The sequence below is a fragment of the Pseudomonas edaphica genome, assembly GCF_005863185.1.
GTDB classification, from domain to species: domain Bacteria; phylum Pseudomonadota; class Gammaproteobacteria; order Pseudomonadales; family Pseudomonadaceae; genus Aquipseudomonas; species Aquipseudomonas edaphica.
Genome location: NZ_VBVZ01000072.1, coordinates 1 through 16,533, shown reverse-complemented (window position 1 = coordinate 16,533; position 16,533 = coordinate 1). Strand labels below are relative to the sequence as shown.

Genomic DNA, 16,533 nt, shown 5'->3' with positions numbered 1-16,533 from the left:
GGTCAGAGCCGCGCACCATATCGCCACCGGCGAAGATTTTCGGGTTGCTGGTCTGGTGCTTGTACTGGCCTTGTTCCGGGGCTACCACGCGGCCCTGGCTGTCGGTCTGGATCTCGAACTGCTCGAACCATGGCGCCGGGCTTGGACGGAAACCGAAGGCGATAACCACGGCATCAGCCGGGATGATTTCTTCGGAACCCGGGATCGGCTCGGGGCTGCGACGGCCACGGGCGTCCGGCTCGCCGAGACGCGTCTCGACCACCTTCACACCTTCAACACGGTCTTCACCGACGATGGCGATCGGCTGGCGGTTGTAGAGGAACTTCACGCCTTCTTCCTTGGCGTTCTTCACCTCTTTGCGCGAACCGGGCATGTTGGCTTCGTCACGACGATAAGCACAGGTCACCGACTTGGCGCCCTGGCGGATCGAGGTGCGGTTGCAGTCCATCGCGGTGTCACCACCGCCCAGTACCACGACCTTCTTGCCTTTCATGTCTACGAAATCTTCCGGCGACTTTTCAAAGCCCAGGTTGCGGTTGACGTTGGCGATCAGGAAGTCGAGCGCGTCATACACGCCCGGCAGGTCCTCACCGGCAAAGCCGCCCTTCATGTAGGTGTAGGTGCCCATGCCCATGAACACGGCGTCGTATTCGGCGAGCAGTTGCTCCATGGTGATGTCTTTGCCGATTTCGGTATTGAGACGGAACTCGATACCCATGCCGGTGAAGACTTCACGACGGTGGCTCAGCACGGTTTTTTCCAGCTTGAACTCGGGAATACCAAAGGTCAGCAGGCCGCCGATTTCCGGGTTCTTGTCGAACACCACCGGGGTCACGCCACCACGCACCAGTACGTCGGCGCAGCCCAGGCCCGCCGGGCCTGCACCGATGATCGCAACGCGCTTGCCGGTCGGCTTGACCTTGGACATGTCCGGGCGCCAACCCATGGCGAACGCGGTGTCGGTGATGTACTTCTCCACCGAACCGATGGTCACCGCGCCGAAGCCGTCGTTAAGGGTGCATGCGCCCTCGCACAGACGGTCCTGGGGACAAACCCTGCCGCAGACTTCCGGCAGGGTGTTGGTCTGGTGCGACAGCTCGGCGGCAGCGAGGATGTTGCCCTCGGCCACCAGCTTGAGCCAGTTGGGAATGAAGTTGTGCACCGGGCACTTCCATTCGCAATACGGGTTACCGCAACCCAGGCAGCGGTGGGCCTGGTCGGCCGAGTGCTGGGGTTTGAAGGGTTCGTAGATTTCCACGAACTCTTTCTTGCGTTGACGCAACAGTTTCTTCTTCGGATCTTTGCGCCCGACATCGATGAACTGGAAGTCGTTATTCAGACGTTCAGCCATGTTAAAACCTCATCAAACTCTTCAGGCGCATATCACTGCGGGTTGGCACGGATGCTGGAAAGCAACGATTTCAGGTTGGCAGCCTTGGGCTTGACCAGCCAGAAACGACGCAGGTAATCATCGAGGTTTTCGGCGAGGTTACGGCCCCATTCGCTGCCGGTCTCCTCGACGTACTCGTCCAGCACGTGCTGCAAGTGGTTCCGGTAGGACTCCATGGCTTCGCCGCTGATCCGCTGGATCTCGACCAACTCGTGGTTGACCTTGTCGACGAAGGTGTTGTCCTGGTCAAGCACGTAGGCGAAACCGCCGGTCATGCCCGAGCCGAAGTTGTAACCGGTCTTGCCCAGTACCGCGACAAAGCCACCGGTCATGTACTCGCAGCAGTGATCGCCAGTGCCTTCCACCACGGTGTGGGCACCGGAGTTACGCACGGCGAAACGCTCACCGGCAGTACCGGCAGCGAACAGCTTGCCACCGGTGGCACCGTACAAGCAGGTGTTGCCGATGATGGCACTGTCCTGAGTCTTGTAGATGCTGCCTTTAGGCGGAACGATCACCAGCTTGCCGCCGGTCATGCCCTTGCCCACGTAGTCGTTGGCGTCACCTTCGAGGTACATGTGCAGGCCGCCGGCGTTCCATACGCCAAAGCTCTGGCCGGCTGTGCCGTTGAAGCGGAAGGTGATCGGCGCTTTCGCCATGCCTTGGTTGCCGTGCTTGCGCGCGATTTCGCCGGAGATGCGTGCGCCGATCGAACGGTCGCAGTTGCAGATATCCAGGGCAAAGTCGCCACCGCTGGCGTCATTGATCGAGGAACTGGCCATTTCGACCATCTTCTCGGCCAGCAGGCCTTTGTCGAACGGCGGGTTGCGGTCCACCTGGCAGAATTGCGGCTTGTCTGCCGGGATGTGATCGCTGCCCAACAGCGGCGTCAGGTCCAGATGGTTCTGCTTGGCGGTCTGGCCTTCGAGGATGTCGAGCAGGTCGGTACGGCCGATCAGCTCTTCCAGCGAACGCACGCCCAGCTTGGCCAGCCACTCACGGGTTTCTTCGGCGACGTAGGTGAAGAAGTTCACCACCATGTCGACGGTGCCGATGTAGTGATCCTTGCGCAGCTTCTCGTTCTGAGTGGCGACGCCGGTGGCGCAGTTGTTCAGGTGGCAGATGCGCAGGTATTTGCAGCCCAGGGCGATCATTGGCGCAGTACCGAAGCCGAAGCTTTCGGCGCCGAGGATCGCGGCCTTGATCACGTCGAGGCCGGTCTTCAGGCCGCCATCGGTCTGCACCCGCACCTTGCCGCGCAGGTCGTTGCCGCGCAGGGTCTGGTGGGTTTCAGCCAGGCCGAGCTCCCACGGTGCGCCAGCGTACTTGATGGAAGTCAGCGGCGAAGCGCCGGTGCCGCCGTCATAGCCGGAGATGGTGATCAGGTCGGCATAGGCCTTGGCCACACCGGCGGCGATAGTGCCCACGCCAGCTTCTGCCACGAGCTTCACCGAGACCAGCGCCTGCGGGTTGACTTGTTTCAAGTCGAAAATCAGCTGCGACAAGTCTTCAATCGAATAGATGTCGTGGTGCGGCGGCGGCGAAATCAGGGTGACGCCCGGCACTGCGTAACGCAGCTTGGCGATCAGACCGTTGACCTTGCCGCCTGGCAGCTGGCCGCCTTCGCCGGGCTTGGCGCCCTGGGCGACTTTGATCTGCAGCACTTCGGCGTTGACCAGGTATTCCGGCGTTACACCGAAACGACCAGTCGCCACTTGCTTGATTTTCGAGCTCTTGATGGTGCCGTAGCGCGCCGGGTCTTCGCCGCCTTCGCCGGAGTTGGAACGCGCACCCAGGCGGTTCATGGCTTCGGCCAGGGCTTCGTGGGCCTCAGGCGACAAGGCGCCCAAAGAGATACCGGCGGAGTCGAAGCGCTTGAGGATCGATTCCAGCGGTTCGATTTCACTGATGGCCAGCGGCGTGTCCAGGGTTTTCACCTTGAACAGGTCACGGATCATAGACACCGGGCGGTTATCCACCAGCGCGGTGTATTCCTTGAACTTGGCGTAGTCGCCCTGCTGCACGGCGGCTTGCAGGGTGTTGACCACATCCGGGTTGTACGCGTGGTATTCGCCACCGTGTACGAACTTGAGCAGGCCGCCTTGCTGGATCGGCTTGCGCGCGCTCCAGGCTTCGGCTGCCAGGGCTTTCTGTTCGGCTTCGATGTCGACGAAACGCGCGCCCTTGATGCGGCTTGGCACGCCACGGAAGCTCAGCTCGCAAACCTCTTCGGACAGGCCGATGGCTTCGAACAGCTGTGCGCCACGGTAAGACGTGACGGTGGAGATGCCCATCTTCGACAGGATCTTCAGCAAGCCCTTGGTGATGCCCTTACGGTAGTTCTTGAACACCTCATAGAGGTCGCCCAGTACTTCACCGGTACGGATCAAATCACCCAGCACTTCGTAAGCCAGGAACGGGTAAACCGCCGAGGCGCCGAAACCGATCAACACTGCGAAGTGATGCGGGTCGCGGGCAGTAGCCGTTTCCACGAGGATGTTGGAGTCGCAACGCAGGCCTTTTTCGGTCAGGCGATGGTGCACCGCGCCGGTGGCCAAGGAGGCGTGGATCGGCAGCTTGCCTGGCGCGATGTGACGGTCGGTCAGCACGATCTGGGTACGACCGGCGCGCACAGCCTCTTCGGCCTGATCGGCGACGTTGCGCACAGCGGCTTCAAGGCCGAGGCTCTCGTCGTAGTTCAGGTCGATGATCTGGCGGTCGAAACCTGGACGCTCCAGGGTCATCAACGAGCGCCATTTGGCCGGGGAAATGACCGGCGAGCTGAGGATCACACGGGAGGCGTGCTCAGGCGATTCCTGGAAGATGTTGCGCTCGGCACCGAGGCACACTTCCAGCGACATCACGATGGCTTCACGCAGCGGGTCGATCGGCGGGTTGGTCACCTGGGCGAACTGCTGGCGGAAATAGTCATACGGCGTGCGCACGCGCTGGGACAGCACCGCCATTGGCGTGTCATCGCCCATGGAGCCGACCGCCTCATAGCCTTGCTCACCGAGCGGGCGCAGCACTTGGTCGCGCTCTTCGAACGTGACCTGGTACATCTTCATGTACTGCTTGAGCTGGTCGACGTCATAGAAAGCCGAACCGTGGTCGTTGTCTTCCATGGTCGCCTGGATGCGCAGGGCGTTCTTGCGCAGCCATTGCTTGTACGGGTGACGCGACTTCAAGCGGTTGTCGATGGCGTCGGTGTCGAGGATCTGCCCGGTTTCGGTGTCCACGGCCAGGATCTGGCCCGGGCCTACACGGCCTTTGGCGATCACGTCTTCAGGCTTGTAGTCCCACACGCCGATTTCCGACGCCAGGGTGATAAAACCGTTGGTGGTAGTCACCCAACGCGCCGGGCGCAGGCCGTTACGGTCGAGCAGGCACACCGCGTAGCGGCCGTCGGTCATCACCACGCCAGCCGGACCGTCCCACGGCTCCATGTGCATCGAGTTGTACTCGTAGAACGCACGCAGGTCCGGGTCCATGGTCTCGACGTTCTGCCACGCAGGCGGAATGATCATGCGCACGCCACGGAACAGGTCAATGCCGCCGGTGACCATCAGTTCGAGCATGTTGTCCATGCTGGAGGAGTCGGAACCCACGCGGTTAACCAGCGGGCCGAGCTCTTCGAGGTCCATCAAATCGTTGGCGAACTTGGTGCGACGGGCCACGGCCCAGTTGCGGTTGCCGGTGATGGTGTTGATCTCGCCGTTGTGGGCGAGAAAGCGGAATGGCTGAGCCAGCGGCCATTTCGGCAGGGTGTTGGTGGAGAAGCGCTGGTGGAACACGCAGATTGCGGTTTGCAGGCGCTCATCGCTCAGGTCTGGATAGAAGGCGGTCAAATCCGCCGGCATCATCAGGCCTTTATAAATGATGGTCTTGTGCGAAAAGCTGCAGATGTAGTGGTCGGTGTCGGCGGCGTTGGACACCGATGAACGACGACGCGAGGTAAACAGCTTGATCGCCATGTCCTGATCGCTGAGGCAATCGCCTGCGATGAACACTTGTTCGATCTGCGGCAGGCGCTCCAGGGCCAGGCGGCCGAGCACGCTGGTGTCGATCGGCACTTTGCGCCAGCCCACCAGTTGCAGGCCCGCAGCCAGGATCTCGCGGTTCATGTTCTCGCGAGCGGCCTCGGCTTTTACCGGGTCCTGATTGAAAAACACCATGCCTACGGCGTACTGCTTGGGCAGGTCGACAGCAAATTGCTCTTTTGCGACAGCGCGCAGGAACTGGTCGGGTTTTTGAATCAGCAAGCCGCAACCGTCACCGGTCTTGCCGTCGGCGTTGATCCCACCGCGGTGGGTCATGCAGGTCAGGGCCTCGATGGCCGTTTGCAAAAGGGTATGACTGGGCTCGCCCTGCATGTGGGCTATCAGGCCGAAACCGCAGTTATCCTTGAATTCATCGGGTTGGTACAGACCTGCTTTCATAGACACTTTCTCACCAGGCTGCCTCTTATATCGAGGCAAATTTCTTTTCAATTCAACCGGTTACCTTCCACGCCGAACGTACGCCGGCTTAGCGGGGGCAAAAGGGAGGTCATTGTACACACCGACACGAACGCTCACAAATTTAGCGACGAAATGTCGCAAATCTATGTCGCATTTATGAAAGGTTTAAAGCGATATGCTGTGCTAGTCAAAACTTTTTTAATTCTGACCGCTACGACTCAAAAGCTACTGTGACGCAGACACCGCAAGGCGCGCGGCCTTGAGGGCAGCACGCACTTGCGGTTTTAATTTTGAGGTGCCGGGAGAGGCGGCCTGGGTAAGGCCGCCGAATCTTCAGCGAGTTGTTGCGAGTTCTTGTTGAACGCTGGCAACAGTGCGAGGCCAAGGTTTACCAGCCTGAACCTTCGCTGGCAAGGCTTTGATAGCGGAATCAGCTGCTGCACGGCTTGGGAAGCTGCCGTAGGTGATCACGTAGAGAGGCTTGCCGTTGAGTACTTTCTTGAAATAACGGTACTGGCCGCCCTGCTCTTTCACGAACGCCTGGGCGTTGGCTTCGGAGCTGGTGCCCAGGATCTGCACGACGAAATTACCGGTTGGCTGGCTGGTGTACCAGCTGCTGCCGGCGGCCGCAGGCGCAGCGGCCTTGGCAACAGCGGCAGGTTTTTCAGCAGGCTTGGCGGCCGGTGCCGGCTTGGCCACTGGCGCAGGCGCGACAGGCTTGGCAACCGGGGCAGGCTTGGCAGTGGCAACGGTCGGCGCTGGCGTCGGCTTGGCAACTGGAGCAGCTGCCGGGCCAGCCGGAACGCCGGCAGGCGGTGCGGTGGTGGTTACGGTTGGCGGCGTGGCGCTGGAGCCTTCCACCGGCACACCGTCGTCACCTTCGGAGATACCACCGGCGGCTTCAGCGAGCGGGCCGCGCATGACTGGCTGGCCGACCATCGGCAGGTTGGTCGGTTGGCCGGAGTTGGCGAATTCGACATTTGGCGTGGGCTTGCCCAGTGGCAACTGCGCCTGTTCGGTTGGCGCGCCGGCGGTGGCGGGTGCCTTGCTGCGACCCGGGATCAACCAGGCAGCAGCGACAGCGACCACGACCACGGCAGAAATCGCCAATACGTGCTTCTTAGGCATAGTAAACCCCATCTTTGGACGCTTAACCGCAGAGCGGCTGGCAATCATGGCTTCGATCAAGGCATCGCGGGCAACCTGGTTGATGGTGCCAGGCCAGCCGCCTGCGCTTTCGTGAATATCAGAGATCTGATTTGCCGTGAAAAGTTCGATACCGGCACCGGCGCCTTCGAGGCGTTGAGCCAGGTATTCGCGGGTTTCTTCCTCTTCGTACGGCTGCAATTCGATGACGTGAAACAGCTCCTGCTCACCGCTGATCTGCTCCAGATCGGCGATCAAGGACGACTCACCAAACAGGAACACATGCGGGCGCCCTTCCGGCGTACCCGCCGCCAGCGCCAGCAGCGCTTCCAGGGCGGATTCGTCGAGCTGCTCGGCATCGTCCACCAGCAAGTAGACTTCCTGGCCGGTGAGGCCCAACTGCACAACCTGCTTGAGGATCGCGTTCGGCTCGGCATTGGCAACGTTCAGCGCCTGGGCCACTTGGCGCAGCACGCCGGCTGCATCACCGGCACCACGGGCCGATACCACCACGCTCTGTACCGATTGCTTGTTGGTGCTGGCAACCAGCGCCTGGCGCAGCAGGGTCTTGCCACTGCCCAACGGGCCGGTCACAACCAACAACAGTTGGCTGTAGCGCGCCAGGTGGTGCAACTGACCGAGCACCGGCTTGCGCTGGGCAGGGAAAAATTTGAAGCCAGGCACCCGTGGAGCAAAAGGGTCGTGGCTTAACTGGTAGTGGCCGAGGAACGCCTCGTCGGCATGCAAACTAGTCATCGGGATCTTATTAACCTTTAAGCTGGGCCAGGGCGCGGTAATCCGCTCCCAGCGTGGCCTGTAAAATCTCTTTCGGATAATCGTCGGTCACTACCGCTTCGCCCATGTGGCGCAGCAGCACCAGTCGCAGGCGACCGTCGATCACTTTCTTGTCGATTGCCATATGTTCGAGGAAATCCGCCTCGGTCATCTCTTCCGGCGGAATAACCGGCAAGCCGGCGCGCTGGAACAGATGGATGCCGCGATCACGCTCCTGGGCGCTGATCCAGCCCAGGCGTTGCGACATTTCCAGTGCCATTACTGTGCCAGCCGCCACGGCTTCCCCGTGCAACCACACACCATAGCCCATGTGCGTTTCGATCGCATGGCCGAAGGTGTGGCCCAGGTTCAGGGTGGCGCGCACACCGGACTCCCGTTCGTCGGCATTCACCACCAGCGCCTTGGCGGCGCATGAACGGGAAATCGCTTCGGTCAGTGCCACCTGGTCCAGGGCACGCAGGGCGTTCATGTGTTCTTCGAGCCAGGTCAGGAACGGCTCGTCACAAATCAGCCCGTACTTGATGACCTCTGCCAGACCGGCCGACAGCTCGCGCGGCGGCAAGGTGTTGAGGGTCGCGGTGTCGATCAGCACGGCTTGTGGTTGATAGAACGCACCCACCATGTTCTTGCCCAGCGGGTGGTTGATGCCGGTCTTGCCGCCCACCGACGAATCGACCTGGGACAACAAGGTGGTCGGCACCTGGATAAAGTCCACGCCGCGCTGGTAGCACGCTGCGGCAAAGCCGGCCATGTCGCCGATCACGCCGCCGCCCAGGGCGACCACCGTGGTACGTCGGTCATGCCGTGCAGTCAGCAGGCCGTCAAAGATCAGTTGCAGGGTTTCCCAGTTCTTGTGGGCCTCGCCATCGGGCAGGATCACCGAAATCACCGAGTAGGCCGCAAGGCTGCGGCTCAGACGCTCAAGATACAGCGGCGCGACCGTTTCATTGGAGATGATCGCCACTTGCCGACCGGCAATATGCGGTGCGAGCAACTCGGGCAGGTCCAACAAACCTTCGCCAATATGGATTGGGTAGCTGCGCTCGCCTAGATCGACCTTAAGTGTCTGCATGTGTCCCCGCGTGAAGAAATATGTACGATCGGCAACGCTCGGATTTTCGTCGCCTGATGGCTCTGCGCCATACTCCGGAGGAGGATGGCGCGCCGCCGAGAATAGCGCATTTCGGGCCTGGCTTTAACGGGGTGGCAACTGCTGCAAACGCTCAAGAATGTCGAGAACCACCATTCGAGGCGGCCGCTCATCGGTTTCGACCACCAGATCGGCGATTTCCCGATACAGCGGATCACGCAGCGTGAGCAGGTCCCGCAAGGTTTTTGCCGGGTCTGCGGTACGCAGCAATGGGCGGTTGCGATCGCGCGCGGTACGCCCCACCTGCTGCTCGACCGATGCATGCAAATAAACCACGCGACCACCGGCATGCAGCGCCCGGCGGTTTTCATCGCGCATCACTGCACCGCCGCCGGTGGCCAATACCACGCCATCGCAGCCGCACAGCTCGGCAATCATCGCCTGCTCGCGGTCGCGAAAGCCCAGTTCGCCTTCCTTATCGAAGATCCATGGGATATTGGCACCCGTGCGCAATTCAATTTCCTTGTCGGAATCTTTGAACGGCAGGCGCAGCTCTTTGGCCAGCAAACGGCCGATGGTGCTTTTTCCAGCCCCCATCGGTCCTACAAGAATCAAATTTCGCACAGAATCAACGACTCACAGCAATCGCCTGGTTATTCATAATACGCGGAGTCAGGAATACCAGCAGCTCGGATTTTTTCTCCGCCAGCACATCGCGCCGGAAAAGGCGGCCAAGATACGGTACATCGCCCAAAAATGGCACTTTATCTACCACTTTGCTTTGCGTATTGGAGAAAACCCCGCCAATGACGATGGTCTCGCCATCCTTGACCCGCACCTTGGCGTTGACTTCGTTTTTCTTGATCGGCGGTACGTCGTTGAGCTTGTTCAGGTAGTCCGGCTCGTCCTTGGTGACCTTGACCTCCATAATCACCCAGCCATCCGGGGTGATTTGCGGGGTCACCTCCAACGACAGCGAGGCCTCCTTGAACGACACCGAGGTGGCGCCACGCGAGCTGGATTCCTGGTAAGGGATCTCGGTGCCCTTGAGGATGCGCGCAGTTTCCTTGTCGGAAGTGACCACCTTGGGCTGTGAGACGATTTCGCCGTTGCCGGTTTTTTCCATGGCCGTCAGTTCCAGGTCGAGCAACAGGTTGTCGGTAATAAAAGCGATGCCCAAGCCAGACGTACCGGCCAGCGAGCCCATATCGACAAACGGCGAGCTGGGCAGATTCTCCGGTGGCTCCGCACCCTCGGCCAACGGCTTGCTGATACCGCCCGCGCCCCAGTTGCCGCGATTGAGCCGCCCGCCCCAGCGCACGCCCAGGCTTTTGTCGTAATCGACATTAGCCTCGACAATCCGCGCCTCGATCATCACTTGGCGTACCGGTACATCCAGCTGCGCCACGATGCGCCGCAGCTCGTCAATTTGCTCGCGGGTCTGGTAGGCGATGATGTTATTGGTGCGATCATCCACCGCCACCGAGCCGCGCTCATCGGTAAAGCCGTCAACGCCTGTCACCGACTGGAACAACTTGGCCAGGTCCGCCGCCTTGGCGTAATTGACCTGCAACAGCTCGCGCCGCAAGGGCGCCAGCTCTTCCATCTGCTTGCGCGACTCCAGCGCCAGCAGCTCGCGGGCCGCCAATTCTTCGGCGGGTGCCACCAGCAAAACGCCGGCCTTCACGCGCTTATCCAAGCCTTTGGTTTGCAGCACCAGATCCAGCGCCTGGTCCCAGGGCACATCCTTGAGCCGCAAAGTGATCGAGCCTTGCACTTCATCACTGGCCACCAGATTAAGCCCGGCCACATCCGCAATTTGCTGCAACACGGCGCGCAATTCGATGTTCTGGAAGTTGAGGGTCAGCGTGTCGCCGTTGTAGGCGCCACTGGGAACCACGCTGCCAGGAGGCGGCAGCTGGATCAGATCGACGCGATTGGGCACAGCAAATGCCATCGGTGCCGTGAACGCTATCCATAGCGCCACACCGAAGGACGAGAAAGTCCTTTTCATTGTTTGATTCCGTTATGAGTTGACGTTTAAAACCAGGGTTCGCGAACGCGCAAGCCATGCGCCCTGTTCGTCCGGGAACAGTTCGACCAGTTCGATGTAGCCGGAATGAATGGCCGTGACCCGGCCATGGTTAGGCCCCAGGTAGTCGCCGACCGCCAGCCGGTGCACGCCAGAAGATGTGCGCAGCAGGGCGAATGTCTGCAGGCCATGGGGCAGTGCTTCGACCGACACTGCATCGATTGAAAGCGTGCCGACCATTTCGAACTGGTCGACAGCCAGGCCTTCCAGTGGGCCGCGCTTGCGCGCCAAGTCCGGCGCAAGAGCGGGTTGGCCCGGCATATGGTCGACCTGCGCCGCAGGCGGCTGGAACGGGTCACGCTGGGACGCTGCCTCATAGACAAAGTGCGCCCCCTGCTCGACAGCCATTCCAGGCTTGCCGCGCGCGGACAGGCCACGGTAAGTCTTGGCCAGCAAATCAAGGCGCAATAACGCCCCTTCAGACCGAAGCACCACATCCTGCACAGTGACGATCCGCGGCAAATCACCCAGGGCAGTCACGAAGCTCGCCAGGTCGTGGTAGGCACCCAACACACCGACTTGTGCCGGCTCCTCGATGTAGTACGGCTGCGTCTGTTCATCCAGTACCGTGACACCTTCGACCACCAAACCGTTGGCCGCCGCCAGCCGCGCCATGTCTTCGAGCAAGCCCGGCATGTCCGATTCGCCGGGCAACTGCCGCAACAGCTCGGCAACCTGCGCCTGGGCTCTCTGGGCCTGATGGGCACGCACCTCAAGATCGGCGGCCAGGCTGGTCTTTTGCGTAAGTTGCTGTTGCAACATCAGCGTCTGCGCTTGCAACCCTTGCAACTGTTCACGTGCCGGAGCCAGCAGCCATCCATCGCCCACCACCCACACCAATCCCCCCAGCGCGCAGCCGAGCAGAAGCTTGGCCGGTAGGGGCCATTTGGCAGCGTTGTGAGAAAGCGTGGAAAAGTCGAGCCTGGGCAGGCTCAAGGCTGGGCCTCGGTGGATTCCCCTTGGCGCACCATCAACTGGAATTCGTTGCCTCCGCCTTGGCCTTGCGCACGCACGTGCTGCAGCCGGGTTGCGTGGGCACCTTCAGAGGCCTCGAGGCGGCGCATCAGTTGAGCGATATCCTGGCTGGACTCGGCACTGCCACTGACACTCACCGTATTGCCCTTGGCAACCACCTCATGCAGGTGCACCCCATCGGGCACGGCACGGGCGAGTTGGTCCAATAGCTGGGCGCCGGCCGAGCGGGATTCGTGCAGGTCCTGTACGACCTTCATTCGCGCGGCCAATTGCTGGCTCTGCTCCTGCAAGTCATCGATGGTCTTGAGGCGCGAGTCCTGGATGGCGACGTCTTTGTTGAGGTGGCTGTTGCGTGTCACTTGCCGGTCGATCGCCTGATCGATGACCTGGTTCGCCAGCCACACCGCCGCGAGTGCCACACCGGCGAACCCCAGCAGAAATATCAGGAAGTATTTGCGCCGCCGTTCTGCCTGCGCCTGGCGCCAAGGCAAAAGATTGATTCGTGTCATCCAGCGAAACTCCTCAGGGCCAGCCCGCAAGCAATTCCCATCCCGTGGGCATCCACGGCCCATTGTGCGCCATCGACTCGATGGCCCGGCATGAAGCTGGCGAAATCCTGACGGCAAGCGCGCTCCAATGCAAACCCTTCGACATCCACCACCCTCGCAACCAGCCCGGCCAGGGCCAAAACCGCTGCGCGGGCCTCGACCTGCTCCTTCAGGCACGCAGCCAGCACCACCTCGACCCGCGCCGAGTCCTTAGCTAAAGGGCCGCGCACCTGAAAATCGATGGCGACGTCATCCAGTGGGTAAGGGATGTACTGGTCGGCTTCCATCTGGATCATCCAGGCCATCTCTTCGTCACTGAGCCCCGCCTCCATGTCGATCACCCGCGTGATGACCGATGGCCCCGATACCGCCACTGCCGCCTGCCGGACGGACGAGTGCAACCGGGACAATGCCTGCTGCAGTGCCTGCCCCACCCCTTCAAGGTCCAACAACGTGCCATCGACGACCGCATTGGCGGGCAGCCCCTGCGCGACGTATGCCTTGACGCTGTAGGCGCCGGCGGTGTGGTCCAGTTCAATCAGCTTGATTCCGGTGTCATTGATGTCGACGCCCAGCAGGGTGTCGGCTTTGCGCCTGAAAAATCCCTTTCTCATAAAACTCCCTAAAACTTTGCCTGTCATACCGCCTGATTGCCGCTGGGAATCGTGCATTCGGTCGACTTGTTTGGCCGCCACGAATGACGCCCCAGGCCGAAAATGCTTTAATGCCCAGCGTTTTTTCCCGCTTTTTCCTGCTGCTCGGGTCGATCCATCGTTTGCCATGCATGCCCCGACGCGTAACCCATTCTTTTCTCTGGAAATCCAAAAGCCTTGATTCGTCTGCTGAAGTTTTTCGGGTACTCCATTGTCGCGATCGTCTGCGGGCTGCTGCTCGTACTCAGCGGGGCCTACCTCTACCTTAGTCCGGGTTTGCCCTCAGTAGAGGCACTCAGAAGTATCCAGTTGCAGATTCCTTTGCGGGTCTACAGCAGCGATGAAAAACTGATCGCGGAGTTCGGCGAAATGCGCCGCACACCGATCCGTTTCGCCGACATTCCACCCAATTTCATCAACGCCCTGCTCTCGGCTGAAGACGATAATTTCGCCAACCACTACGGCGTCGACCCAGGCAGCCTGGTGCGCGCAGCCACCCAGCTGGTAAAAAGCGGACACATTCAATCCGGCGGCAGCACCATCACCATGCAGGTGGCGAAGAACTTTTTCCTCACCAGCGAGCGCAGTTTTTCGCGCAAGGCCACCGAAATCCTGTTGGCGCTGCAGATCGAACGTCAGCTGACCAAGGACGAAATCCTTGAGCTGTACGTCAACAAGATCTACCTGGGCAATCGCGCCTACGGGATCGAAGCCGCTTCGCAGGTGTACTACGGCAAGTCGATTCGTGATGCCAGCCTGGCGCAGATGGCAATGATCGCCGGCCTGCCCAAGGCGCCGTCGCGCTTCAACCCGCTGGCCAACCCGGCGCGCAGCAAGGAGCGTCGCGACTGGATCCTGGGGCGCATGTACAAGCTGGGCAAAATCGACCAGGCCGCCTATGAGAGCGCCGTGGCCGAGCCGCTGAACGCCAGCTACCACGTGCCGACTCCGGAAGTGAATGCGCCGTATATCGCTGAAATGGCACGTGCCGAGATGGTCGGCCGTTATGGCAGCGAGGCCTACACCGAAGGCTTCCGCGTGACCACGACCATTCCAAGCAACCTGCAGGAAATCGCCAATAACTCAGTACGCGACGGTTTGGTGACCTACGACCAGCGCCATGGCTACCGTGGCCCCGAATCGCGCCTGCCGGGCAAGACCCTGAGCGCCTGGACCACCGAGCTGGGTAAACAGCGCCCGATCAGCGGCCTGGAACCCGCCATCGTCACTCAGGTGAAGAAGGATGGCGTGCAAGTGCTCACCCGCAGCGGCGAAGGCCATGTGTCGTGGGACAGCATGAAATGGGCACGCCCGTTCCTGAACACCAACAGCATGGGCCCGATGCCCAAGCAGCCGTCGGACGTGGCGCAAGTCGGTGACTTGATCCGCGTGCAACGCCAGAAAGACGACAGCCTGAAATTCAGCCAAGTGCCTGTGGCCCAGGGCGCTCTGGTGTCCCTGGACCCGCAGAACGGTGCGATCCGTGCGCTGGTCGGCGGCTTTGCCTTCGAGCAGAGCAACTACAACCGCGCCACCCAGGCCAAGCGCCAGCCGGGCTCAAGCTTCAAACCGTTTGTCTACAGCGCCGCACTGGACAACGGCTACACCGCCGCCAGCCTGGTCAACGACGCACCGATCGTGTTTGTCGACGAGTACCTGGACAAGGTCTGGCGTCCGAAGAACGACACCAACACCTTCCTCGGCCCAATCCGCATCCGCGAGGCGCTGTACAAGTCGCGTAACCTGGTCTCGATCCGCCTGCTGCAGGCGATGGGCGTGGGCAAGACCATCGACTACATGACGCGTTTCGGTTTCGCCAAGTCGGACCTGCCACCGAACCTGTCCCTGGCGCTGGGCACCGCGACCCTCACACCGATGGAAATTGCTACCGGCTGGAGCACCTTTGCCAACGGCGGCTACAAGATCACGCCGTACCTGATCGACAAGATCGAAAGCCGCAATGGCGACACGCTGTTCACCGCCAACCCGCCACGCGTGCCGGGCGACGTGGTAAACGGTGTGGCTGCACCCGATGGCATTGCAGCACCGAACAACGGCGGCATCACCATTGAGCCGACGCCAGGCGCAGCACCGGCCGCCAATGCCGCCGTGCCCGCCGAGCCACAGGCACCAGCAGTGGCCGAGCGTGTGGTGGATGGTCGTACCACCTACATCCTCAACAGCATTCTGGAAGACGTGATCAAGAAAGGCACCGGCCGCCGCGCCCTGGCCTTGGGTCGCGCGGATATCGCCGGCAAGACCGGTACCACCAACGAGTCCAAGGATGCCTGGTTCTCCGGCTACAACGCCGACTACGTGACCACTGTGTGGACCGGCTACGACCAACCGGAAAGCCTGGGCCGCCGTGAGTTTGGTGGCACCGTCGCACTGCCGATCTGGATGAGCTACATGGGCGCGGCCTTGAAGGACAAGCCGCTGCATACCCAGGCTGAGCCGGAAGGTATTCTCAGCCTGCGGATCGACCCGGTCAGCGGCCGTGCAGCATCACCCAGCACGCCGAATGCGTACTTCGAGCTGTTCAAGAGCGAAGACACGCCGCCGTCGGTCAACGAGCTGGGCAACGGCGTTGCACCGGGCAGCCCGCTGCCGGCGGATGAGGCGGCGCCGATCGATCTCTTCTAATGTGACACAGCTCCACTGTGGGAGCTGGCTTGCCTGCGATGGCGATGTATCAGCCACTGACTCATCCCCTGATACACCGCCATCGCGGGCAAGCCCGGCTCCCACAGGGTTTACCTGGCGCCTGAAGACCGTATTCATCAGCCACAAAAAAAGCCCCGACTCGCAAGAGCCGGGGCTTTTTGTTGGTGCGCTACAACGGCTTAGCCGTTGAACACATCATCCACGCTTTGCAGCGGGCAGCCCGCTGCCGGCGGATTAGGCGGCGCCGATCGATTTGTTCTGATGAGATCAATGGCCGACCCAGCTCCACTGTGGGAGCTGGCTTGCCTGCGATGGCCATAGGCATCTACACAACTTTTGAAGGCCGCCACTTTCTCCTGTGGCGAGCAGGCTTGTCCTGCGTTGGGCCGCGAAGCGGCCCCAAACCCTGACACTGAGTACTTTCAGGAAAATTGCAGTGCCTTTACTGGGGCCGATTCGCAGCCCAACGCCGGCGGTGCGACGATTCGACAAGCCTGCTCGCCACAACAGCCCACCTGCCACAGACTTCGTGCTAACCGGCTGTGTAACCTATGCTGCGATGGCGGTGTATCAGCCACTGATTCACCCCCTGGTACACCGCCATCGCGGGCAAGCCCGGCTCCCACAGGCTTTACCTGGCGCCTGAAGACCGTATTCATCAGCCACAAAAAAAGCCCCGACTCGCAAGAGCCGGGGCTTTTTGTTGGTGCGCTACAACGG

Annotated in this window: 10 protein-coding genes; 1 reads left to right on the top strand and 9 read right to left on the bottom strand. The window is 61.1% G+C overall.

The annotated features are described in order from the left end of the window. The 9 genes from FEM54_RS07310 to pilM all read right to left on the bottom strand — a co-directional run. The coding region (locus FEM54_RS07310) for an FAD-dependent oxidoreductase (protein WP_138450217.1) at nt 1-1,351 on the bottom strand (1,351 nt) is incomplete at its 3' end. A gap of 32 nt (nt 1,352-1,383) precedes the next feature. Then, nucleotides 1,384-5,829: a glutamate synthase large subunit gene (gene gltB / locus FEM54_RS07305; protein WP_138450215.1), complete on the bottom strand. Its 4,446-nt coding sequence runs from the start codon at nt 5,827-5,829 to the stop codon at nt 1,384-1,386. 354 nt (nt 5,830-6,183) lie between these two features. Continuing rightward, a complete protein-coding gene (locus FEM54_RS07295; RefSeq protein WP_138450213.1) occupies nt 6,184-7,752 on the bottom strand; it encodes an AAA family ATPase in 1,569 nt (522 codons plus the stop codon). A 10-nt stretch (nt 7,753-7,762) separates the two neighbouring features. After that, nucleotides 7,763-8,863: a 3-dehydroquinate synthase gene (gene aroB, locus FEM54_RS07290; protein WP_138450211.1), complete on the bottom strand. Its 1,101-nt coding sequence runs from the start codon at nt 8,861-8,863 to the stop codon at nt 7,763-7,765. A 123-nt stretch (nt 8,864-8,986) separates the two neighbouring features. Further along, complete coding sequence (gene aroK / locus FEM54_RS07285; RefSeq protein ID WP_017138567.1) at nt 8,987-9,505, bottom strand: shikimate kinase AroK; 519 nt, start codon at nt 9,503-9,505, stop codon at nt 8,987-8,989. 4 nt (nt 9,506-9,509) lie between these two features. After that, complete coding sequence (locus tag FEM54_RS07280) at nt 9,510-10,838, bottom strand: type IV pilus secretin PilQ (protein WP_138450219.1); 1,329 nt, start codon at nt 10,836-10,838, stop codon at nt 9,510-9,512. Nucleotides 10,839-10,907: 69 nt separating this feature from the next. Continuing rightward, entirely contained in the window at nt 10,908-11,909 is a 1,002-nt protein-coding gene (locus FEM54_RS07275; RefSeq protein ID WP_138450208.1) for a pilus assembly protein PilP, read from the bottom strand. Further along, nucleotides 11,906-12,457, bottom strand: a complete 552-nt coding sequence (locus tag FEM54_RS07270) for a PilN domain-containing protein (RefSeq protein ID WP_017138570.1) — start codon at nt 12,455-12,457, stop codon at nt 11,906-11,908. Before FEM54_RS07270 ends, FEM54_RS07275 begins: the two co-directional genes overlap by 4 nt. Continuing rightward, entirely contained in the window at nt 12,454-13,110 is a 657-nt protein-coding gene (gene pilM / locus FEM54_RS07265; RefSeq protein ID WP_138450206.1) for a type IV pilus biogenesis protein PilM, read from the bottom strand. The genes FEM54_RS07270 and pilM overlap by 4 nt, the downstream gene beginning before the upstream one ends. Nucleotides 13,111-13,329: 219 nt before the next feature. Here pilM and FEM54_RS07260 point away from each other — a divergent pair, with 219 nt between their 5' ends. Next, nucleotides 13,330-15,792: a penicillin-binding protein 1A gene (locus tag FEM54_RS07260; protein WP_407073963.1), complete on the top strand. Its 2,463-nt coding sequence runs from the start codon at nt 13,330-13,332 to the stop codon at nt 15,790-15,792. The last annotated feature ends 741 nt before the right edge of the window (nt 15,793-16,533 follow it).